Annotated in this window: 20 protein-coding genes; 12 read left to right on the top strand and 8 right to left on the bottom strand. The window is 66.2% G+C overall.

What is annotated here, in order from left to right; genetic code table 11:
• The first annotated feature begins 25 nt into the window (after window positions 1–25).
• Window positions 26–1552, top strand: coding sequence for an AMP nucleosidase (locus tag ACVK00_RS01855; protein WP_284893766.1), 1527 nt, complete (start codon window positions 26–28; stop codon window positions 1550–1552).
• A 166-nt stretch (window positions 1553–1718) separates the two neighbouring features.
• On the opposite strand, the gene ACVK00_RS01850 is transcribed toward ACVK00_RS01855, so the two are convergent.
• From ACVK00_RS01850 to ACVK00_RS01840, 3 genes are read right to left on the bottom strand one after another with little or no spacing between them, the layout of a single operon-like run.
• Window positions 1719–2690, bottom strand: a complete 972-nt coding sequence (locus tag ACVK00_RS01850) for an aldo/keto reductase (RefSeq protein WP_284893767.1) — start codon at window positions 2688–2690, stop codon at window positions 1719–1721.
• Window positions 2691–2716: 26 nt separating this feature from the next.
• Entirely contained in the window at window positions 2717–3520 is an 804-nt protein-coding gene (locus ACVK00_RS01845) for an SDR family NAD(P)-dependent oxidoreductase (protein WP_228909439.1), read from the bottom strand.
• 51 nt (window positions 3521–3571) lie between these two features.
• Window positions 3572–4153, bottom strand: a complete 582-nt coding sequence (locus ACVK00_RS01840) for a cupin domain-containing protein (protein WP_284893770.1) — start codon at window positions 4151–4153, stop codon at window positions 3572–3574.
• 42 nt (window positions 4154–4195) lie between these two features.
• Here ACVK00_RS01840 and ACVK00_RS01835 point away from each other — a divergent pair, with 42 nt between their 5' ends.
• The gene (locus ACVK00_RS01835; protein WP_284893772.1) at window positions 4196–5128 is read left to right on the top strand and encodes a LysR family transcriptional regulator; all 933 of its coding nucleotides are present in this window, start codon (window positions 4196–4198) and stop codon (window positions 5126–5128) included.
• Window positions 5129–5295: 167 nt separating this feature from the next.
• On the opposite strand, the gene ACVK00_RS01830 is transcribed toward ACVK00_RS01835, so the two are convergent.
• Window positions 5296–5574 (bottom strand): hypothetical protein, encoded by a 279-nt coding sequence (locus tag ACVK00_RS01830; protein WP_166722997.1) that lies wholly within the window; start codon window positions 5572–5574, stop codon window positions 5296–5298.
• 392 nt (window positions 5575–5966) lie between these two features.
• The gene (locus tag ACVK00_RS01825) at window positions 5967–6725 is read right to left on the bottom strand and encodes an LOG family protein (protein ID WP_228909442.1); all 759 of its coding nucleotides are present in this window, start codon (window positions 6723–6725) and stop codon (window positions 5967–5969) included.
• Window position 6726: 1 nt separating this feature from the next.
• Here ACVK00_RS01825 and polA point away from each other — a divergent pair, with 1 nt between their 5' ends.
• The 3 genes from polA (at window position 6727) to ACVK00_RS01810 (ending at window position 12389) form a co-directional block, all read left to right on the top strand.
• Window positions 6727–9480, top strand: coding sequence for a DNA polymerase I (gene polA / locus ACVK00_RS01820; protein WP_228909443.1), 2754 nt, complete (start codon window positions 6727–6729; stop codon window positions 9478–9480).
• A gap of 279 nt (window positions 9481–9759) precedes the next feature.
• On the top strand, window positions 9760–11094 hold the full coding sequence (locus tag ACVK00_RS01815; protein ID WP_284893776.1) for an NAD(P)/FAD-dependent oxidoreductase: 1335 nt from the start codon (window positions 9760–9762) through the stop codon (window positions 11092–11094).
• Between the two features lie 419 nt (window positions 11095–11513).
• The gene (locus tag ACVK00_RS01810; protein ID WP_228909445.1) at window positions 11514–12389 is read left to right on the top strand and encodes a dienelactone hydrolase family protein; all 876 of its coding nucleotides are present in this window, start codon (window positions 11514–11516) and stop codon (window positions 12387–12389) included.
• 50 nt (window positions 12390–12439) lie between these two features.
• Here ACVK00_RS01810 and ACVK00_RS01805 read toward each other — a convergent pair whose 3' ends face one another.
• Together ACVK00_RS01805 and ACVK00_RS01800 are read right to left on the bottom strand one after the other, a co-directional pair.
• The gene (locus ACVK00_RS01805; RefSeq protein ID WP_284893778.1) at window positions 12440–13309 is read right to left on the bottom strand and encodes a sulfurtransferase; all 870 of its coding nucleotides are present in this window, start codon (window positions 13307–13309) and stop codon (window positions 12440–12442) included.
• A gap of 116 nt (window positions 13310–13425) precedes the next feature.
• The gene (locus ACVK00_RS01800) at window positions 13426–14532 is read right to left on the bottom strand and encodes an aromatic ring-hydroxylating oxygenase subunit alpha (protein WP_228909446.1); all 1107 of its coding nucleotides are present in this window, start codon (window positions 14530–14532) and stop codon (window positions 13426–13428) included.
• A gap of 270 nt (window positions 14533–14802) precedes the next feature.
• Here ACVK00_RS01800 and ACVK00_RS01795 point away from each other — a divergent pair, with 270 nt between their 5' ends.
• The 4 genes from ACVK00_RS01795 to folE2 all read left to right on the top strand — a co-directional run bounded on the left by ACVK00_RS01795 (window position 14803) and on the right by folE2 (window position 18927).
• Window positions 14803–15096 carry an exodeoxyribonuclease VII small subunit gene (locus ACVK00_RS01795; RefSeq protein WP_006760428.1) on the top strand — a complete coding sequence of 98 codons (294 nt, stop codon included), beginning with the start codon at window positions 14803–14805 and terminating at the stop codon, window positions 15094–15096.
• Window positions 15093–15977 carry a polyprenyl synthetase family protein gene (locus ACVK00_RS01790; protein ID WP_166722989.1) on the top strand — a complete coding sequence of 295 codons (885 nt, stop codon included), beginning with the start codon at window positions 15093–15095 and terminating at the stop codon, window positions 15975–15977. The genes ACVK00_RS01795 and ACVK00_RS01790 overlap by 4 nt, the downstream gene beginning before the upstream one ends.
• A gap of 81 nt (window positions 15978–16058) precedes the next feature.
• Entirely contained in the window at window positions 16059–17963 is a 1905-nt protein-coding gene (gene dxs / locus ACVK00_RS01785) for a 1-deoxy-D-xylulose-5-phosphate synthase (protein ID WP_228909447.1), read from the top strand.
• Window positions 17964–18117: 154 nt separating this feature from the next.
• Entirely contained in the window at window positions 18118–18927 is an 810-nt protein-coding gene (gene folE2 / locus ACVK00_RS01780; protein ID WP_006751740.1) for a GTP cyclohydrolase FolE2, read from the top strand.
• Window positions 18928–19027: 100 nt separating this feature from the next.
• On the opposite strand, the gene tsaD is transcribed toward folE2, so the two are convergent.
• Complete coding sequence (gene tsaD / locus ACVK00_RS01775) at window positions 19028–20068, bottom strand: tRNA (adenosine(37)-N6)-threonylcarbamoyltransferase complex transferase subunit TsaD (RefSeq protein WP_105786713.1); 1041 nt, start codon at window positions 20066–20068, stop codon at window positions 19028–19030.
• 122 nt (window positions 20069–20190) lie between these two features.
• Here tsaD and ACVK00_RS01770 point away from each other — a divergent pair, with 122 nt between their 5' ends.
• The 3 genes from ACVK00_RS01770 to ACVK00_RS01760 all read left to right on the top strand — a co-directional run bounded on the left by ACVK00_RS01770 (window position 20191) and on the right by ACVK00_RS01760 (window position 22368).
• Window positions 20191–21417, top strand: a complete 1227-nt coding sequence (locus ACVK00_RS01770; RefSeq protein WP_284894048.1) for a BaiN/RdsA family NAD(P)/FAD-dependent oxidoreductase — start codon at window positions 20191–20193, stop codon at window positions 21415–21417.
• Between the two features lie 106 nt (window positions 21418–21523).
• Window positions 21524–21736 (top strand): 30S ribosomal protein S21, encoded by a 213-nt coding sequence (gene rpsU / locus ACVK00_RS01765; RefSeq protein ID WP_006751743.1) that lies wholly within the window; start codon window positions 21524–21526, stop codon window positions 21734–21736.
• Between the two features lie 185 nt (window positions 21737–21921).
• The gene (locus ACVK00_RS01760) at window positions 21922–22368 is read left to right on the top strand and encodes a GatB/YqeY domain-containing protein (RefSeq protein WP_006751744.1); all 447 of its coding nucleotides are present in this window, start codon (window positions 21922–21924) and stop codon (window positions 22366–22368) included.
• Window positions 22369–22378: the final 10 nt, after the last annotated feature.

The raw sequence follows: 22378 nt of genomic DNA, 5'->3' as shown, positions 1-22378 counted from the left end.
CGTTCGATCAGATGAGGTATCGAAAATGAAGAACGATTTGAGCCGCCGGCACCGGATGCTAATGCCCGAGAGCCCGCCTGTCGAAGCATTCGACGATTCCGTTGCCGCCGTCGCGCGGCTGTCGGCCATCTACGACACCAATACGGGCTTCCTGCGCGACGCGTTCGCGCGTTATCGCCGCCACGAACCGATCACCGAGCACGTGCGCGCGTGCTACCCGTTCGTGCGGATTCGTACCGACGTCAACACCCACGTCGATTCGCGCCGCTCGTACGGCTTCGTCGCGGGCCCCGGCGTGTTCGAGACGACGGTGACGCGTCCGGACCTGTTCGCGAATTACTATCGCGAGCAGCTGCGCCTGTTGGCGAAGAACCATCATGTGAAGATCGAGATCGGCGTGTCGTCGCAGCCGATTCCGGTTCACTTCGCGTTCCCCGAAGGCATCCATCTCGAAGGCGAACTCGACCGCGACCGCCTGCTCGCGATGCGTGACATCTTCGATACGCCCGACCTGTCGTACCTCGACGATCGCATCGTCAACGGCACGTTCGAGCCGGAGCACGGCGAGCCGCATCCGCTCGCGCTGTTCACCGCCGCGCGCGTCGACTTCTCGCTGCACCGGCTGCGTCACTACACGGCCACGTCGCCCACGCACTTCCAGAACTACGTGCTCTACACGAACTACCAGTTCTACATCGACGAATTCGTGAAGCTCGGCCGCATGATGATGACGGAGAGCGACGATCCCGAAGTGCGCGAGTACCGCAGCCAGTACAGCGCGTTCGTCGAGCCGGGCGACGTCGTCACGTACAACGCGAACCTCGGCAGCGAGCCCGTCGAGGGCGCCGCGCCGCCGCGGCTGCCGCAGATGCCCGCGTATCACCTGAAGCGCGCGGACGGCAGCGGGATCACGATGGTCAACATCGGCGTCGGTCCGTCGAACGCGAAGACGATCACCGATCACATCGCGGTGCTGCGTCCGCATGCGTGGGTGATGCTCGGCCATTGCGCGGGCCTGCGCAACACGCAGCGCCTCGGCGACTACGTGCTCGCGCACGGTTACGTGCGCGAGGATCACGTGCTGGATGCCGACCTGCCGTTGTGGGTGCCGATCCCGGCGCTCGCCGAAGTGCAGCTCGCGCTCGAGCGCGGGGTGGCCGAGGTCACCCGGCTCGAAGGCGCCGAACTGAAGCGCGTGATGCGCACGGGGACGGTCGCGAGCGTCGACAACCGCAACTGGGAGTTGCGCGATCACCGCGAGCCCGTGCAGCGGCTGTCGCAGAGCCGCGCGATTGCGCTCGACATGGAAAGCGCGACGATCGCCGCGAACGGTTTCCGCTTCCGCGTGCCGTACGGCACGCTGCTGTGCGTATCGGACAAGCCGCTGCACGGCGAGCTGAAGCTGCCGGGCATGGCCGACACGTTCTATCGCGGGCAGGTCGACCAGCATCTGCAGATCGGTGTGAAGGCGATGGAGATCCTGCGCACGAACGGGCTCGACAAGCTGCATAGCCGCAAGCTGCGCAGCTTCGCGGAAGTGGCGTTCCAGTAAGTGCGATGACCGGCGGGCCCTCGCGGGTACCGCTGGCGTTGCCGAATCGGCCGGCGGCTGGCGCAAGCGCGCGCGTGATTTTCCGGGCCAGCAGCCCGCGGCGGCGTGCCGACCGCGATCGGCGCCGCTTCGACACCCCGGCTCGACCTGATCGCCGGGGCCGCGATCACCATTGCACCGGTGCGATCATCCGGTCGAATGCTGCTTCGAGCAGCGCGGTTTCGCGCGCGTCGAGCGCCAGGTCGAGTGCCGCGAGCGCATCGCTCAGGTGATGCGGCTTCGACAGCCCGACGATCGGCGCGGTGACGCCGGGCTGCCGCAACGCCCACGCGAGGGCGATCCGGGCGGGCGCCACCCCGCGTGCCTGCGCCACTTGCCTGACCGCGTCCACGGTTGCCGCGATCGCGTCGCGACCGTCGTACCAGGACACCATCTGCTGGTCGGTCGCGGCCCGTGTCGTCGCGGCATCGCGCGAGCCGGCCAGCAGCCCGCGTCCGAGCGGCGACCATGGCGTGTACGCAATGCCTTCCTCGATGCACAGCGGCAGCATGTCGCGCTCGTCGTCGCGGCAGATCAGGCTGTACTGGCTCTGCATCGACACGAACCGGGCGAGGCCGTGATGCCGCTGGAACGCGAGCATCTTCATGAACTGCCACGCATGCATCGACGATGCGCCGAGATAGCGGGCCTTGCCGCTCCTCACGATGGCATCGAGCGCATCGAGCGTTTCCTCGATCGGCGTATCCGGATCGAACCTGTGAATGACATAGAGATCGACGTAATCGGTTCCGAGGCGCTGTAGCGACGCGTCGATGCTCGCGAGCAGGTGCTTGCGCGACAGCCCGCGTGCATTCGGTCCGGCGCCGGTCGGAAAGAACGCCTTGGTCGCGATCACCACGTCGTCACGCGTCGAGCATTCGCGCAGCGCGCGCCCGAGGATGCGCTCGCTTTCGCCGCCCGAATAGATGTCGGCCGTATCGAAGAACGTCACCCCCGCGTCGAGCGCCGCGCGGATGAACGGGCGGGCCGCCTCCTCGTTCATCACCCACGGTCGCCACGACGGATCGCCGTAGGTCATGCAGCCGAGGCACAGCCTGGACACCTTCAGGCCGGACGTTCCCAGTCTCACGTATTCCATCGGTCCATCCTCCGTCGCGGTATCGGTCAACGCATCCCGCCGATCGTGTAGCCGCCGTCGACGAGGATCGATTCGCCGGTCACGAAGCGCGCCTCGTCGCTGCAGAGCCAGACGGCCGCGTCGGCCACATCTTCGGGCGTGCCGATCCGCCGTGCGGGCGTGAATGCGGCGAACGGGCGAAACATCTCGTCGTCGCCGAAGCGGCGCGCCATCGGCGTGTCGATGATGCCGGGGTTCACGTTGTTGATCCGGATGCCGTGCGGGCCGCCTTCGAGCGCGACCGCGCGCACCAGCGCATCGAGCGCGCCCTTGCTGGCCGAATAGATCGACGAACCGGCCAGCGCGCCTTTCGCGAGCCACGACGAGGTATTCACGATCGCACCGCCGCCTTGCGCGAGCATCGCTTCCATCTCGTATTTGATCGACAGCCACGTCCCCTTGAGATTGGTGGCGATCACGCTGTCGAAGTCGGCCTCGGTCTGCTCCACGATCGGGGCGAACGTGCCTTCCGTGCCGGCATTGTTGAAGGCGGCGTGCAGCGCACCGTAGCGGCCGACCGTCGCGTCGACGAGCGCACGCACGCCCTCGGCGGAGGCGACGTCGACGGCGATCGCGAACGCTTCGCCGCCGCGCTCGATAATCGCGCGGACGGTGTCGTCGAGCGGCGCGGCGCGCCGCCCGGCCACGACGACACGGGCGCCGTCCCGTGCGAACGCGAGCGCGGCCGCCCGGCCGATACCGGTGCCGCCGCCGGTGACGAGCGCGACGCGTCCGTCGAGCCGGGGCCGCGCCGGGGCGCGGGGGTGTGAAAAGAGGGGGGAGTCGGACATGGTGTGGGGTGTTCCGTGTGAGGGGGAAACGAACCGGTGACGGGCCGGTGCTCAGTCCTGGCGGGCTGGAACCGTCAAGGGCACGCCAGGCGTGCCGGCATAGAACACGATGAGCTCGGCGGGCTCTTCGCCGGTCTCGCCGCGATGGGCGCCGTCGACCATTTCCGGCACCACGTCGCCGGGGCCGAGCGCGAGTCGTTTGCCGTCGCTGCGGCGCACGGCACTCAGATGGCCGGACAGCACGTAGCCGACGTTGATCGACGGATGCGTATGCCACGGCAATACCGCGTGCGGCGGGATCGTGTAGCGTACGACCGTGATTTCCGGTTGCCCGGACGGGTAGGCACGGTATGGCGAGCCGTCCCACGCGCGCGTCGCTTGCAGCAGGACCGTCTCGGCGGCGCGATTGCTCGCTTCCGTCTTCTGTGCAATCGCGTGTGGCGCACCGGCGACGATTAATGCGGCCGTGACGACGGTCCGGGAAACGACGGAAAATGAGGGCGTGTTCATGGCGTGCGGGCGGTTTCGGCCGGGTAGCGAAGACAGCGCCATTGTGCGAAGCCGGGCGCCGCGCGAATAGCGTCGGTCCGGTTGAAACCGATTCAACCGGGCGGACCGATTTTGCAACGCCATTGACGAATTTCCGGGCGTTCCGGGCTTGATGGAGAGCAGCGAATGGATCGTTTGAAGGCGCTGACGGTATTCGTCCGTATCGCGGTCGCGGGCGGCATCAGCGCGGGCGCTCGCGAACTGGGCATGACGCCCCAGGCGGCCAGCAAGCAGGTCGCCGCGCTGGAAGCGCTATTGAGCGTGCGGCTGTTCCAGCGCTCGACACGCGGGATCGTGCTGACACGCGAGGGTGAACGCCTGCTTGACCAGTGCCGCGGCGCCGTCGGGGAGCTGGAGAGCGCGTTGCGCACACTCGATGACGATCGTGCGCACGTGGTCGGCACGATCCGTGTTGCAGCGCCATATTCGCTGGCCCGGCGTTTTCTCGCGCCGCTGCTGGGCGAATTCTGCGACCGGCAGCCCGGTGTCACGGCCGAGCTGATCGTCAGCGACGATATGGCCGATATCGTCGAACAGCGGATCGACATCGCGCTGCGGACCGGAAATCTACCCGATAGCGGGCTGGTTGCACGGCGTGTCGCCGATCTGCAGCTGGTGATTTGCGCGGCGCCGGCGTATTTGCGCCGCCATGGCGAGCCGCTGACGATCGACGCGTTGCGCGAGCATCGTTGTACCGCCTTCCTGTATCCGCGCACCGGCAAGCCGTTTCCGTGGGAGTTCCTCGTCGACGGTCGGGTCGATACGCGACAGGTCGATCCGTTCATCGCGACCAATGATATCGACACGGAACTCGATACCGTGTTGAGCGGTGCCGCGATCGGCCAGTTCTTCGGCTATTCGGTTCACGCGCACGTGCGCGAGGGGCGCCTCGTGCCGCTGCTGACCCGGCACGTCACGTGTCGATACGGTCTCTATCTGTGCATGCCGCAGCGCGTGCATCTGCCGCGCAGGAGCCGTTTGCTGATGGATTTCCTCGCTGCCCGGCTCGGTGCGCATCCAGATCTCGCGCCGCTATCGTTCGCGGATCCGCCGGTATGACGCGTAGCTGCGTCGAGGGCGGAGGTGTCTGACGACGTTCTTGCGGTACGGTCGGGGCGATCCGGTAGAAGGGGGCGGTGTTCGCGGTGCAGGCGCTCAAAGCGACAAGGCCGCCCGACGCCGAAGCGCGTGGGCGGCCTTGCCTGTCGAGCGAGTGTGCCGATCGTTCAGCACTCGCCTTTCTTCGCGTGTCCCGGCGGGCAGTGATAGCCGCCGCGGCCTTCGTGACCATGATGGCGCTCGTGATCTTCCCACTCGCGGCGTTCCCAGTAGCGACGGCCGTCCCAATAGCGGTCGCCGTGCCAGCCGACGATCACCACGGGCGCAGGCGCGACGACGACCGGCGGGGGCGTGCCGATGTTGACGTCGACGTTGACGGCGTGGGCGAGGCCGGACAGTGAAAGACCGAGGCCGGCGAAGGCGAGGGCAATCAGCGAGCGTTGCATGTTGTTTTCCGTGATGTCGTTGTAAGAGGCCGGCGCGACGCGATGGACGCGAGGGGGGATCGTGCCACCGGGGGGACGCCACGCCGACGAGATACAGTGTGCGGGCACCGCGCGGAAAAGGCGAGGCGTGTTTGTTACGGCGGATTCCCGGCCAGCGGCCCGGCCGGATCGATGGCGGGCCGCACGATTTGACAATGACGGGGCGCAGGCGCGGAACGGGGCACCCACGTTGCGCGGCACAGGCTGCCCTGATTTGACATTCGGCGGTGCGCGGACGCGCAGCGGGATTAATGCGGCGTTACAAAATGACACGCGGCAGGTGGCGAAATCGCCATGCCTGCCGCGCGGGGTGCGGATGCCGGCCGCGAGGCCGGCCATCGACATCGATCGAATTACAGATAGAACATGCGGTCTTCTTCAGGCCGCGGCGGCTGGCCGTCGCCGTCCGAGCCTTCTTCCTCGCCGCTGTCCTCGTAGAACGCGAGCACGGCGTCGAGCACCTGGTCGGGATCGTCGATCACCTGCATCAGATCCATGTCTTCCGGATTGATGAGGCCCATCGGAATCAGCTGGTCGCGGAACCATTGCAGCAGGCCCTTCCAGAACTCGCTGCCGACGAGAATGATCGGCACGAGGCGCGACTTCTTCGTCTGGATCAGCGTGAGCACTTCGGACAGTTCGTCGAGCGTGCCGAAGCCGCCCGGCATCACGATCACCGCGTCGGAGTTCTTCACGAACGTGACCTTGCGCGTGAAGAAATGGCGGAAGCGCAGCGAGATGTCCTGGAAGTGGTTGCCCGCCTGCTCGTGCGGCAGCTCGATGTTCAGGCCGACCGATGGCGCCTTGCCGGCGTGCGCGCCTTTGTTCGCCGCTTCCATGATGCCGGGGCCGCCGCCGGAGATCACCGCGAAGCCGGCGTCGGACAGCTTGCGCGCGATCTGCACCGCGAGCTTGTAGTGCGGCGTGTCGGGTTTGAGACGGGCAGAACCGTAGATGCTGACAGCCGGGCGGATCTCCGACAGGTACTCGGTCGCCTCGATAAACTCTGCCATAATCGTGAACATCTGCCACGATGCGCGCGCCTTCTTGGCCGTCGCGCGTTCTTGATCTGCGAGCGAACGCAGACTCGGAATCACTTTTCTCTTGTTCATAATGCCTGAAGAACGAAATCTGGAAGGTAAGACCCTGCTATTGGTTGACGGTTCGAGCTATCTGTATCGGGCTTACCATGCGATGCCTGATCTGCGTGGCCCTGGCGGGGAGCCGACCGGAGCGCTCTACGGAATCATCAACATGCTGCGCCGTATGCGCAAGGAAGTCAGTGCAGAGTATAGCGCTTGCGTGTTCGATGCAAAGGGCAAGACGTTCCGCGACGACCTTTATGCCGACTATAAGGCAAACCGTCCGTCGATGCCGCCCGATCTCGCGTTGCAGGTCGAGCCGATCCACGGCGCCGTGCGCGCGCTCGGCTGGCCGCTGCTGATGGTCGAGGGTGTCGAAGCCGACGACGTGATCGGCACGCTCGCGCGCGAAGCCGAGCGGCACGGGATGAACGTGATCGTGTCGACCGGCGACAAGGATCTCGCGCAGCTCGTCTCCGACCGCGTCACGCTCGTCAACACGATGACCAACGAGACGCTCGACCGCGACGGCGTGATCGCGAAGTTCGGCGTGCCGCCCGAACGGATCATCGACTACCTCGCGCTGATCGGCGACACCGTCGACAACGTGCCGGGCGTCGAGAAGTGTGGGCCGAAGACGGCCGTGAAGTGGCTGTCGCAATACGACAGCCTCGACGGCGTGATCGAACACGCGGGCGAGATCAAGGGCGTGGTCGGCGACAACCTGCGCCGCGCGCTCGACTTCCTGCCGCTCGGCCGCACGCTCGTGACCGTCGAGACGGCCTGCGATCTCGCGCCGCATCTCGAATCGATCGAGGCGTCGCTGAAGACGGACGGCGAAGCACGCGACCTGCTGCGCGACATCTTCGCGCGCTACGGCTTCAAGACGTGGCTGCGCGAAGTCGAGAGCGCGCCCGCCGAAGGCGGCGGCGCCGATGCGCCGGAAGGCGAGCCGGCGCCAGTGGTCGCGGCGGACATCGTCCGCGAATACGACACGATCCAGACCTGGGCACAATTCGACGCGTGGTTCGCGAAGATCGATGCGGCCGCACTGACCGCGTTCGACACCGAAACCACCGCGCTCGACCCGATGACCGCCCGCCTCGTCGGCCTGTCGTTCTCGATCGAGCCGGGCAAGGCCGCGTATCTTCCGGTCGCGCATCGCGGCCCCGACATGCCCGAACAGCTGCCGATCGACGACGTGCTCGCGCGCCTGAAGCCGTGGCTCGAATCGGCCGATCGCAAGAAGGTCGGCCAGCACCTGAAGTACGACGCGCAGGTGCTCGCAAACTACGGCATCGCGCTGAACGGCATCGAGCACGACACGCTGCTCGAATCGTACGTGCTCGAATCGCACCGCACGCACGACATGGACAGCCTCGCGCTGCGTCATCTGGGTGTCAAGACGATCAAGTACGAGGACGTGGCCGGCAAGGGCGCGAAGCAGATCGGTTTCGACGAAGTGGCGCTCGAGCAGGCCGCCGCGTATGCGGCCGAGGATGCCGACATCACGCTGCAGCTTCATCAGGCGCTGTATCCGCAGATCGCGCGTGAAGCGGGCCTCGAGCGCGTGTATCGCGATATCGAGATGCCGGTATCGCTCGTGCTGCGCAAGATGGAGCGCACCGGCGTGCTGATCGACGACGTACGTCTGCAGGCGCAAAGCACCGAGATCGCGACGCGGCTCATCGAGCTCGAAGGGCAGGCGTACGAACTGGCCGGCGGCGAGTTCAATCTCGGCTCGCCGAAGCAGATCGGGCAGATCTTCTTCGAGAAGCTGCAGTTGCCGGTCGTGAAGAAAACGCCGAGCGGCGCACCGTCGACCGACGAAGAAGTGTTGCAGAAGCTGGCCGAGGATTACCCGCTGCCGAAGCTGCTGCTCGAGCATCGCGGGCTGTCGAAGCTGAAGTCGACCTACACCGACAAGCTGCCGCGCATGGTGAATCCGACAACGGGCCGCGTGCACACGAACTATGCGCAGGCCGTCGCGGTCACGGGCCGGCTCGCATCGAACGATCCCAATCTTCAGAACATTCCGGTGCGCACGGCCGAAGGCCGGCGGATCCGCGAAGCGTTCATCGCATCGCCCGGCCACCGGATCGTGTCGGCCGACTATTCGCAGATCGAACTGCGGATCATGGCGCACATCTCCGGCGACGCGTCGCTGCTGCGCGCGTTCGCGCAAGGCGAGGACATCCACCGCGCGACCGCGGCCGAAGTGTTCGGCGTGACGCCGCTGGAGGTCAACTCCGACCAGCGCCGGATCGCGAAGGTGATCAACTTCGGGCTCATCTACGGGATGAGCGCGTTCGGTCTCGCGTCGAACCTCGGCATCACGCGCGATGCGGCGAAGCTCTATATCGACCGCTACTTCGCGCGCTACCCGGGCGTTGCGCAGTACATGGAAGACACGCGCACGGCCGCGAAGGAGAAGGGCTACGTTGAAACCGTTTTCGGTCGTCGCCTGTGGCTGCCGGAGATCAACGGCGGCAACGGCCCGCGTCGCCAGGCCGCCGAGCGCGCGGCCATCAATGCACCGATGCAGGGCACGGCGGCCGACCTGATCAAGCTGTCGATGATCGCGGTGGACGACTGGCTCACGCGCGACCAGCTCGCGTCGCGAATGATCATGCAGGTGCACGATGAACTGGTGCTCGAGGTGCCCGACGACGAACTGTCGCTCGTGCGCGAGAAACTGCCGGAAATGATGTGCGGTGTGGCGAAGCTGAAGGTGCCGCTGGTCGCCGAAGTGGGCGCCGGCGCGAACTGGGAAGAGGCACACTGACGCACCCCCGCGCGATTCCCGCTTCCCGCGGCATATTGTTGCAGGGATGCTGAATATCGAGATGGTTTGCTTGTGGTCAACGCGCAAGCTCCCGGACAATGCAAGTGAGTCCGGTCATTGTCGCGGGGGCGGCGCGCCCCGCGTTCCGGAATCGGACGCATCGAAGTGTTTCGAACTGCACATCGATGATGTCCGAACCGGTTAATCCAACGGGCGGCGCGAATGCATGCGTCTGCATCGTCCGGCGGCAGCAGTTTCGAATCGCAAAGGGGGAATCAGATGCATCGGATCATCATCGTAGGCGGAGGCGCGGGCGGCCTGGAACTGGCGACGCGGCTCGGCGACCGTTACGGCGCGCGCGCCAATCGTCCCGCGCGTGCGCTCGTCACGCTCGTCGACCGCAATCCGACCCACATCTGGAAGCCATTGCTGCACGAGGTCGCGGCCGGCAGCATGGACCCGTTCACGCAGGAACTCGAATACGCGGCGCAGGCGCGCTGGCATGGCTTCGAGTTTCAGCAGGGCGAACTGACCGCGCTCGACCGCGCGGCGAAGCGCATCACGCTGTCGCCCGTCAACGACAGCGACGGCGAGGAACTGCTGCCCGCGCGCGACCTGGAATACGACACGCTGGTAATCGCGATCGGCAGCACGACGCACTTCTTCGGGGTGCAGGGCGCGGCCCAGAATGCGATCGCGCTCGATACGGTCGGTGAGGCCGAGCGCTTCCGCAAGCGCTTGATCGCCGCGTGCATGCGCGCCGAGCACCAGGCGCCGGCGCAGCCCGCGCCGGGCGCCGAGGCCGAGCCGCGCATCCAGGTCGTGATCGTCGGCGGTGGTGCGACGGGCGTCGAATTGTCCGCCGAGCTGCGCAATACCGCGCAGGTGCTGTCCGTGTACGGGCTGCACAAGCTCGATCCGCGGCACGACGTCGGCATCGTGCTGATCGAATCGGGGCCGCGGATTCTCCCGGCGCTGCAGGAGCGCGTGTCGACCGCAACGGCCGAACTGCTCGAAAAGCTCGGCGTGCGACTGATGCTGGCCGAGCGCGTGACGGAGGTCGCGCCCGGCGTCGTGCACACCGCGAGCGGCAAGGCGGTGCGTGCGGATCTCACGGTCTGGGCAGCCGGCATCAAGGCGCCGTCCGTGCTGTCGAATCTCGACGGCCTGCAGGTCAACAAGCTCGGCCAGCTCGACGTGCGCCGCACGCTGCAGACCTTCACCGACGACAACGTCTTCGCGCTGGGCGACTGCGCGGCATGCGCATGGCCCGGCAACGAACGCAACGTGCCGCCGCGCGCGCAGGCCGCGCATCAGCAGGCGAGCTTTCTGCTGAAGGCGATCGGATGCCGGCTCGACGGGCGTCCGCTGCCCGAGTTCACGTATCGCGATTTCGGTTCGCTCGTGTCGCTCGGTCACTTCAGTGCGGTCGGCAACCTGATGGGCGGGTTGATCGGCGGCAACATGCTGATCGAAGGGCTGTTCGCGCGGTTCATGTACATGTCGCTGTACCGGCTGCATATCGCGGCGCTGCACGGCTATCCGCGCATGATGCTCGATACGGTCGCGCACTGGCTGCGCCGCACGACGCTGCCGCGCGTCAAGCTGCACTGACCGCGGTTCGTGCACCGGGCGGGCAGGGAATGCGCATCGAGCGCGTTTCCTGCCCGTTGTCTTTTGCGGGCGCAGAATGACTGCCCATGCGCGTGCGAGAACCATGCGCCGCACGTCTTTTCGTTTCAATCCGAAAGCATTCGATCGCGCAACGGCGCTCGTTGTGCGCATGCCGCACATGGACGGGAGGGGCGGTCGGTGGCCATCGACACCGTGGTCGATGTGACGGGATCGCACCGTCGTAATCGAGTCTTACACATCTGACAGTTGACGTGACAACGGATTATTGGGCATCTTGTCCGGGTTTCCGCTTGCGGCGGGGTGCCCACCGCCGCGACATCCGCGCCGTCCGCCGGCGCGATGCCCCGTCAGGTCGGATCCGTGGCCGTGACGGCGGCGCCCAATCGAGGAGTGCATTCATGTTGAAACCCGAAGTCGACAGCCTGGTTCCCCACGTTCCGTTCTCGCGCCGCAAGTTCATGCAGGCCGCGCTGGGCGGCACCTTCGCGGCGGCCGTGCTGCCCGTGTCGGCGCAGACCATCACGACCGACAGCGCCGGGCTGGACGTCGACACCATCGAGATCCGCTCGGGCGACGCGAGCATCCCCGCGTATCGCGCGCAGCCGGTCGACAAGACGAACCTGCCGGTCGTCATCGTGATCCACGAGATCTTTGCCGTGCACGAGCATATCGCGGACGTCTGCCGTCGCTTCGCGAAACTCGGCTATCTCGCGATCGCGCCGGACCTGTTCGCGCGCCAGGGCAATGCGTCGAAGTACCCGACGATCCAGGCGCTCGTCGACCACATCGTCAGCAAGGTGCCCGACCGCCAGGTCACCGAGGATCTCGATGCGACCGTCGCGTGGGCCGGCAAGAACGGCGGCGACCTGTCGCGTCTCGGTGTGACGGGGTTCTGCTGGGGCGGTCGTCAGGCGTGGCTGTATGCGGAGCACAATCCGCACGTGCGTGCGGCCGTGGCGTGGTACGGATTCGTCGAGGGCAAGACCGACGAGATGACGCCGTTCAACCCGGTCGATCATGCGTCGTTGCTGAAGGTGCCGGTGCTCGGGCTGTACGGCGAGAAGGATACGAACATCACGCAGGCGTCGCTGGCTGACATGCGCAAGGCAATCCAGACGAGCGACTCGAAGCTCGCGCGCCAATCCGAGATCGTCGTGTATCCGGATGCCGGTCACGCATTCTTCGCCGATTACCGGCCGAGTTACGTGAAGGGCGATGCCGAGGACGGCTGGAAGCGGGCGATCGAGTGGTTCCACAAGTACGGCGTGATGTAAACGACAAGCGGCGGCAGATGCCGCCGCGTCATCGTGCGCAGTGCCGGTATTTACGGTGTCGGGCCGGTCGCGATCGGCCGCGACGGATCGGCGCTCCATTCGCTCCACGAGCCCGGATACAGCGATGCGCCATGCAACCCGGCGATTTCGAGCGCGAGCGCGTTGTGGCATGCGGTCACGCCGGAGCCGCATTGCAGGATCACGCTGTTCGGTTCGGTGCCGGCCAGCAGCGTGGTGAACGTCTCGCGCAGTTCATGGCCGGTCTTGAAGCGGCCGTCGGTGTTCAGGTTGTCCTTGAAGAACCGATTGCGTGCGCCGGGGATGTGGCCGCCGACACGATCGATCGTTTCGTTTTCGCCGCGATAGCGGTCGGGCGCGCGTGCGTCGATCACGACGCGCTTGGCCGACGTCACGTTCGCGAGCACGGCTGCCGCGTCGACCGTCGATTCGAGCGGGGCTGCCGCCCGGAAGTCGCCGGCGGGCGGGTGCGGCACGTCGGTGGCCAACGGCTGGCCGGCCGCTTCCCATGCCTGCAGGCCGCCGTCGAGCACCGCGATGGAGTCGTGCCCGAGCCAGCGCAGCAGCCACCACAAGCGCGCCGCATAGGCGCCGCCGTGTGCGTCATAGGCGACGACCTGCTGGCCCTGCTTGACGCCGCGACTGGCCATTAGCGTCGCGAATGCGTCGCGGGTCGGCAGCGGATGGCGGCCGTTGGTGCCGGTCTTGCGGCCGGACAGGTCGCGGTCGAGATGAAGATACTGCGCGCCCGGGATGTGCCCGGCCGCATAGGCGGCTTCGCCCGCGGCCGGATCGGCGAGATCGAAGCGGCAGTCGAATACGGCGACGCTGCCCGGCGCCGCGGCCAGACGTTCGGCGAGATTGGCTGCGGAGATGAGCGTGGTGTAGTGGGTGTGTGGCATGACGGCTCCCTGGAGTGCAAACGGCCTGATACTCCAAGTCTAAACAAAAAAAGACGGGCCGAAACCCGTCTTTTCATATGCCGAATGCGAGGCGGCGCCGGAAGCGCCGCGCGCGCTCAGAGATCGCCGAGGTGGCGGCGCAGGAACTCGTGGAAGTGCTGCATGCCGTCTTCCATCGGGCTCTGGTACGGGCCGACCTGCGATTCGCCGCGTGCCATCAGTGCACGGCGGCCGGCGTCCATCCGCATCGCGATTTCATCGTCCTCGACGGCCGTCTCCATATAGGCGGCGCGCTCGGCCTCGACGAACTCGCGCTCGAACAGCGCGATTTCCTCGGGGTAGTAGAACTCGACGATGTTGGTCGTCTTCTGCGGGCCGCGCGGAATCAGCCACGACACGACGAGCACGTGCGGATACCACTCGATCATCAGGCCCGGGTAATAGACCATCCAGATCGCGCCGAATTCCGGCGGCACGCCGTTGCGGAACTTGAGCACCTGCTCGTGCCACTTCTGGTAGGTCGCGCTGCCCGGTTTCGCGAGGGCGTTGTGCACGCCGACCGTCTGCACGCTGTACCAGTCGCCGAACTCCCACTTGAGATCGTCACACGACACGAAACTGCCGAGGCCCGGGTGGAACGGGGCGACGTGGTAATCCTCGAGGTAGACCTCGATGAACGTCTTCCAGTTGTAATCGCACTCGTGCACTTCGACGTGATCGAACTGGTATTCGGAGAAGTCGAAGTGATGCTTCGTGCCGAGGTTCGCGAGATCGCGCGCGACGTTGCGGCCTTCGGCCTCGAACAGCAGCCCCTGCCAGTTCTGCAGCGGGCTCTTGCCGAGATTCAGGCAGGGCTTGTCGGGGAAGTGCGGGGCGCCGAGCAGTTCGCCTTCCAGATCGTACGTCCAGCGGTGCAGCGGGCACACGATGTTCTGCGCGTGGCCACGCCCGTTGAGCATGATCGCCTGCCGGTGGCGGCACACGTTCGACAGCAGTTCGATCTGGTTCGTCTGGTTGCGGACCAGCACGCGGCCTTCCTTCTCGGACGGCAGCGCGAAATAATCCCCCGCCTCGGGCACCATCAACTCGTGCCCGACGTAACGAGGTCCTTTCTTGAAGAGGGTTTCGATCTCGCGCTCGAGTAGCGCCTCATCGAAATATGCAGTGACTGGAAGCTGGCTGTGAGCCGACTTCAACTGAAGCGCGTCGCTCAGATTGGACATTCCCACTCCCGGTGTTAGCGTGAAAGCAGTGAACAACCCAACCATCGAAAAATCGATTTAGGGAAACGGACAATTATACCCGGTTCGCCTCGCAAGGCTAGGATTAAGTGCCTGATTTGTGTCAATTTTTTGTCGGGAGACAATCGGGAGGCGCACACTGTGCGTCGAAGATGGGGCCGGAATTGTGCCGGGCTGGCCAAGTCGGCAGATCGGAGAATTCTCTTTTGCCGTAGAATGTCCGACTTGTTTTGAAATTTGACACCCTCGTCCATGGCGAAAACCGCATCCCCAGGCGCCACGCCGCCCGACAATGGCACCGAACCGTTGCCGGACAATTACGAAATGGCGCTCGCGGAACTCGAGACGCTGGTTGCCCGGATGGAAGGCGGCGCGTTGAGCCTCGAGGATTCGCTCGCTGCGTATCGCCGCGGCGCGAACCTCGTTGCGTTTTGCCAACAGCAGCTTGAGAAAGTGGAACAGCAGGTTCGCGTGCTCGACGGCGCGACGCTGAAGCCGCTTTCGTCCGGAACGGCCGCCACGGACGGCGAAGACGACGATCTATGACATTCGAACAATGGATGCGGTCCGTGCTTGACCGTGTCGAGGACGCACTCGGCCACTATCTGCCGGCCGAAAACGTGGTGCCCACGCAACTCCACGAAGCGATGCGCTACGCGGTCCTCGGCGGCGGCAAGCGCGTTCGCCCGCTGCTGTGCCATGCAGCAGGCGAACTGACCGGTGCGACGGAAGCGGCGCGCAACGCGGCGGCGGCGGCGCTGGAGATGATCCACGTCTATTCGCTCGTGCACGACGACATGCCGTGCATGGACGACGACGCGCTGCGTCGCGGCAAGCCGACCGTGCACGTGCAGTACGACGAGCCGACGGCGTTGCTGGTTGGCGACGCGCTGCAGTCGCAGGCATTCGTCGCGCTGACCGACGTCGATGCGCTGTCGCCGGTGCAACAGGCCGCGCTCGTGCGCGAGCTGGCGCTGGCGAGCGGCTCGATCGGCATGGCCGGCGGGCAGGCGATCGACCTGGCGAGCGTCGGCCTCAAGCTGACGCGCGAGCAGCTCGAGACGATGCACCGGATGAAGACGGGGGCGCTGCTGCGCGCGGCCGTACGGATGGGCGCGCTGGCCGGCGATACGCCGTCGGCGGAAACGCTGGCCGCGCTCGACGTCTACGCAGGGGCCGTGGGCCTGGCCTTCCAGGTCGTCGACGACATTCTCGACGTCACGACCGATTCGGCGACGCTCGGCAAGACGGCCGGCAAGGATGCGGCAAATGACAAGCCGACCTACGTATCGATCCTCGGCCTCGACGCATCGCGTGAGCTCGCAGCCCAGCTGCGCGCCGAAGCACACGATGCGCTGAAACCGTTCGGCGCACGCGCACAGCGTCTCGCCGAACTTGCCGACCTGGTAGTGAACCGGGTCAGCTGACGCGAAGCCCGCCGCTGCGCACACGCTTACGGTGCGTGCAATAGAATGCGGGCGCGTTTGATTTCCTACAATGGAACGACGATGTACGACTTGCTGAAAACCATCGACGACCCGGCGGATTTGCGCCGCCTCGATCGTCGCCAACTCCAACCGCTCGCGGATGAACTGCGCGCGTTCGTGCTCGACAGCGTGTCGAAAACGGGCGGCCATTTGTCGTCCAACCTCGGGACGGTCGAGCTGACGATCGCGTTGCACTACGTGTTCAACACGCCGAACGATCGCATCGTCTGGGACGTGGGGCACCAGACCTACCCGCACAAGATCCTGACGGGCCGCCGCGACCAGATGCATTCGCTGCGCCAGCAGGACGGCATCTCGGGCTTCCCGCGCCGCAGCGAATCCGAATACGACACGTTTGGCACCGCGCACTCGAGCACGTCGATCTCGGCCGCGCTCGGCATGGCGATCGGCAGCCAGCTGAACGGCGACGACCGCTTCTCGATCGCGGTGATCGGCGACGGTGCGATGACGGCCGGCATGGCGTTCGAGGCGATGAACAACGCGGGCGTGTCGGAAGATGCGAAAGTGCTCGTGATCCTGAACGACAACGACATGTCGATCTCGCCGCCGGTCGGCGCGCTGAATCGCCATCTCGCCCGCCTGATGTCCGGCCGCTTCTATGCGGCCGCGCGCGCGGGCGTCGAGCGCGTGCTGAGCGTTGCGCCGCCGGTGCTCGAACTCGCGCGCAAGCTCGAGGAGCACGCGAAGGGCATGGTCGTGCCGGCTACGCTGTTCGAAGAGTTCGGCTTCAACTACATCGGCCCGATCGACGGTCACGATCTCGATTCGCTGATCCCGACGCTGCAGAACATCCGCGAGCTGCGCGGTCCGCAATTCCTGCACGTGGTGACGAAGAAAGGCCAGGGCTACAAGCTCGCCGAAGCGGATCCCGTGCTCTATCACGGCCCCGGCAAGTTTAACCCGGCCGAAGGCATCAAGCCGTCGCCCACGCCCGCGAAGAAGACGTACACGCAGGTGTTCGGCGAATGGCTGTGCGATGAAGCCGAGCGCGATTCGCGTGTCGTCGGCATCACGCCCGCGATGCGCGAAGGCTCGGGCATGGTCGAGTTCGAGAAGCGCTTCAAGGATCGCTACTACGACGTCGGTATCGCCGAGCAGCACGCGGTGACGTTCGCGGGCGGCCTCGCGACCGAAGGGCTGAAGCCTGTCGTCGCGATCTACTCGACGTTCCTGCAGCGTGCGTACGACCAACTGATCCACGACGTCGCGCTGCAGAACCTGCCGGTCGTGTTCGCGATCGACCGCGCGGGCCTCGTCGGCGCCGACGGTGCGACGCACGCGGGCGCGTACGATCTCGCGTTCATGCGCTGCATCCCGAACATGACGATCATGGCCGCGTCCGACGAGGACGAGTGCCGCCAGATGCTGCACACGGCGCTTCAGCAGCCGAACCCGACCGCGGTGCGTTATCCGCGCGGCGCGGGCACGGGTGTGGCGACGGTGAAGGAATTCACCGAGATCCCCCTCGGCAAGGGCGAAGTGCGTCGCCGTACGTCGCAGCCGGAAGGCAAGCGCGTCGCGATTCTCGCGTTCGGCACGATGGTCGCGCCGTCGCTCGCGGCGGGCGAGGAGCTCGACGCCACGGTCGCGAACATGCGCTTCGTGAAGCCGGTCGATGCGGCGCTGGTGCGTGAACTCGCCGAGACGCACGACTACCTCGTCACGGTCGAGGAAGGCTGCGTGATGGGCGGTGCGGGCTCGGCCTGCGTCGAAGCCCTGATGGAGAGTGGGGTTATCCGACCCGTAATACAATTGGGCCTCCCTGACCAGTTCATCGATCACGGCGACCCCGCGAAGCTGCTGGCGCAATGCGGCCTCGACGGCGCGGGCATCGCGAAATCGATTCGCGAACGCTTCCTGAGCCCGGCGGCCGACGTCGCCGGTCAGGCGAAGCGCGTCGCGTAAGCTGGCGCCGCCTGCGGGCGGCGTCAGTGCGACTGGCGCAACCGGTCTACATTGATGCGGAAAACATGGGCCTGCGGGCCCATGTTGCTTTTCCGGCTACCGCGTGACGCGGCGTGCGCGTCGTCGAACGCGCGGCTTACAAGGATTGAACAAGATGAACCAGATGAATCCCGCCTTCGTGATGCCCGACGTGCAGAGCACGGTGGATACCCGCCAGATTCCGATTCAGCGCGTGGGCGTGAAGGCGGTCCGGCATCCGTTGACGGTGCGCACCGAGAGCGGCGACGTGCAGCCGACCGTCGGCGTCTGGAACCTCGACGTGCGCCTGCCCGCCGATCAGAAGGGCACGCACATGTCGCGCTTCGTCGCTCTGCTCGAAGAGAGTCGCGAGCCGCTGACGGTCGAGCGCTTCCGCGCGATGCTCGCGTCGATGCTCGTGAGGCTGGAAGCCGAGGCCGGCCGCATCGAGGTCACGTTCCCGTACTTCGTGAACAAGACGGCGCCGGTGTCGGGCGTGCAGAGCCTGCTCGACTATGAAGTGACGCTCGCGGGCGAAAGCCGCAACGGCGAAACGCGCCTGTTCCTGAAGGTGCTCGTGCCGGTGACGAGCCTGTGCCCGTGCTCGAAGAAGATCTCGCAGTACGGTGCGCACAACCAGCGCTCGCACGTGACGATCGATGCCGAGCTCGCGGCCGACCTGCCGGTCGAGGCGCTGATCCGCATTGCGGAAGAAGAGGCGTCGTGCGAGCTGTGGGGCTTGTTGAAGCGTCCGGACGAGAAGTTCGTCACGGAGCGTGCGTACGAAAACCCGAAGTTCGTCGAGGATCTGGTGCGCGACGTCGCGCAGCGTCTCGATGCGGACGAGCGCGTGGTTGCGTACGTGCTCGAAGCCGAGAACTTCGAGTCGATCCACAATCACAGCGCGTATGCGCTGATCGAGCGCGACAAGCGACACGCCGCGTAACGCTGCGTCGTTTTGCCGCTGCAATGAAAAATGGCCGCTCATCGAGCGGCCATTTTGTTTTCCGGCGTGCGCCGGCGCGTAGGGTATCGGGTTGCGCGAATCAGCGTGCGAGCGACGCGAGATCCCAGCGCGGCTTCACCGTGAACGCGTAGTCGGCGTTCGCCTGCTCGGGCCAGCGGCCGAGCCGCAATGCGCCGGCGAGCGCGATCATCGCGCCGTTGTCGGTGCAGAGCGCGAGATCGGGATAGTGCACGTCGAAGCCGCGCTTGGCCGCGGCGGCCGACAGCGCCGCGCGCAACTGGCGGTTCGCGCCGACGCCGCCCGCGACCACCAGGCGCTTGAGTTTCGTCTGCTTGAGCGCGGCGAGCGACTTCGCGACGAGCACGTCGACGGCCGCGTCGACGAAGCCGCGCGCGAGGTCGGCCTTCGCGCGCTCGAGCGCTTCGCCTTCCAGCTTCGCCGCCTCGAATTTCTTCATCTGCGTGAGCACGGCTGTCTTCAGGCCGCTGAAGCTGAAGTCGAGATCGCCCGAATGCAGCATCGGGCGCGGCAGCACGACCGCACCCGGCGTGCCCGTTTCCGCGAGCTTCGACACTTCCGGGCCGCCCGGATAGCCGAGGCCGATCAGCTTTGCCGTCTTGTCGAACGCTTCGCCGGCCGCGTCGTCGAGCGTCTCGCCGAGCGTCTCGTACACGCCGACGTCCGTCACGCGCATCAGTTGCGTATGACCGCCCGACACCAGCAGCGCGATGAACGGGAACGGCGGCGGCTCGTCGACCAGCAGCGGCGACAGCAGATGGCCTTCGAGGTGATGAATGCCCACGGTCGGCTTGTTCCATGCCAGCGCGAGCGCATTCGCGATGCTCGCGCCGACCAGCAGCGCGCCGGCGAGGCCGGGGCCTTGCGTGAACGCGATCGCGTCGATGTCGTCGCGGTGCGTGCCGCTTTGCGCCATCACTTCCTCGAGCAGCGGCAGCGCGCGGCGGATGTGATCACGCGACGCGAGCTCCGGCACGACGCCACCGTATTCGCGATGCATCGCGATCTGCGAATGAAGCGCGTGCGCGAGCAGGCCGCGCTGCGTGTCGTAGAGCGCGAGGCCGGTTTCATCGCAGGAGCTTTCGATGCCGAGAACGAGCATGGGTAAGGGCGGGGGCGCGCTTTATCGAGCGCGCCGCAGGAAGGTCGACGTAACCGGAAATTATAGCAGGCGGGGGCCGGTCGTCGCCGCGGACGGCCCGGGCCGGAGGCCGGGCAGGTACAATCCGCGCCATGGAAACTTATGACATCGCCGTGATCGGCGCGGGCGCCGCCGGGATGATGAGCGCCGCGGTCGCCGGGCAACTCGGCCGCCGCGTGGTCCTGATCGACCACGCGCCGCGGCTCGCCGAGAAAATCCGCATCTCGGGCGGCGGCCGCTGCAACTTCACGAATCTCTACGCAGGCCCCGACAACTACCTGTCGTCGAATCCGCATTTCGCGCGCTCGGCGCTCGCCCGTTACACGCCGCGCGACTTCCTCGGGCTGCTCAAGCGCCATCACGTCACCTGGCACGAAAAGCACAAGGGGCAACTCTTCTGCGACCACGGCAGCGATGCGATCATCGACATGCTGAAGCACGAATGCGACGCGGGCGGCATCGCCTGGCGCCGCCCGGTGGTCGTCGATGCGGTGCGCCACGCGGCCGACGGCTTCACGCTCGACACGCAGCACGCAGGGCCGATCCGCGCACGCGCGCTGATCGTCGCGACGGGCGGCCTGTCGATCCCGAAGATCGGCGCGACCGACTTCGGCTACCGGGTCGCGAAGCAGTTCGGTCACAAGCTCGTCGATACGCGGCCCGCGCTCGTGCCGCTCACATTCGCGCAGCACGACTGGGAGCCGTTCGCGGCGCTGTCCGGCGTGTCGCTCGAAGTGCGCGTGTCGACCGGTGACAAGAAACGCGGCGGCGAATTCGTCGAGGATCTGCTGCTGACCCATCGCGGCCTGTCGGGCCCCGGCATCCTGCAGATCTCCAGTTACTGGCAGTCCGGCGACCCGATCCGCATCGACCTGCTGCCGCAGCGCGACGCGGTGGCCGATCTGCTCGACGCGAAGCGCACGTCGAAGCGCCAGATCGGCTCGCTGCTCGCGGACTGGGTGCCGTCGCGTCTCGCGCACGTCTGGCTCGACACGCATCGCGTCGCGGCCGACGCGCGGCTCGCGGACCTGCCCGACAAGACGTTGCGCCAGATCGGCGACGCGCTGTCCGGCTGGACGCTGACGCCGAACGGCACCGAGGGCTACAAGAAGGCCGAGGTGACGAAGGGCGGCGTCGATACGCGCGAACTGTCGTCGGCGACGATGATGAGTGCGCGGGTGCCGGGGCTGTTCTTCATCGGCGAGGCGGTGGACGTCACGGGCTGGCTCGGTGGCTACAACTTCCAGTGGGCGTGGGCGTCCGGCACGGCGGCCGGGCAGGCCGCGGCGGAGTTTGCGCACGGCGTCTGATGCGTCCGCGCAGGCCCGCCGTTGACGGGGCCCGGCCCTTAGGCCTTTGTGCGACGCTCTGCTATACTCGTAAATCTTCTGTGCAAACCTTTATTCGTGTCGGATCATGACGATCATTCGCGTTAAAGAAAACGAGCCGTTCGAAGTCGCCATGCGTCGCTTCAAGCGCACGATCGAGAAGAACGGTCTGCTGACCGAGCTTCGTGCGCGGGAGTTCTTCGAGAAACCGACCGCCGAGCGCAAGCGCAAGAAGGCTGCAGCAGTGAAGCGTCACTACAAGCGGATTCGCAGCCAGACGCTGCCGAAGAAGCTGTACTGAACGAGTGAGCGCCGCGCGGGTCACTGAGCGGCGCACCGGCGACCTCCGCACGATCGGTCTTGATCAGGGGCCGCGAGTCGCCGATGCCGGATTCGAGCAACCCGCTTGAGACATAGTCCCAAGCGGGTTTTTGTGTTGACGTCCATTCACGGGCGTCGAAGTCACGTTTCCATCCCGGGTGCAAGATGAGTTTGAAAGAGCAGATCAGCGAAGACATGAAGGCCGCGATGCGCGCGAAGGAAAGCGAGCGTCTGGCGACGGTTCGCCTGCTGCTGGCCGCGATCAAGCAACGCGAGATCGATGATCAAGTGACCCTCGACGACGCGGGCATCACCGCCGTGATCGACAAGATGATCAAGCAGCGCAAGGACTCGATCAGTCAGTTCCAGGCCGCCGGTCGCGACGATCTCGTCGCGAAGGAACAGGCCGAACTGACCGTGCTGGGCGCCTACATGCCTGCGCAACTGTCGGACGCGGAAGTGGCCGCCGAAGTCCAGGCCGCGGTCGCGGCAACGGGCGCAGCCGGCCCGCAGGACATGGGCAAGGTGATGGGCGTGCTGAAGGGCAAGCTCGCCGGCCGTGCCGACATGACCGCTGTCTCCGCGCAGGTCAAGGCCGCGCTGTCGAAGTAAAACCCGCTTC

The organism is Burkholderia sp. PvR073 (assembly GCF_054055695.1).
Note: the sequence above shows the minus strand (reverse complement) of the source record. Positions and strands in the feature narration are given on the sequence as shown.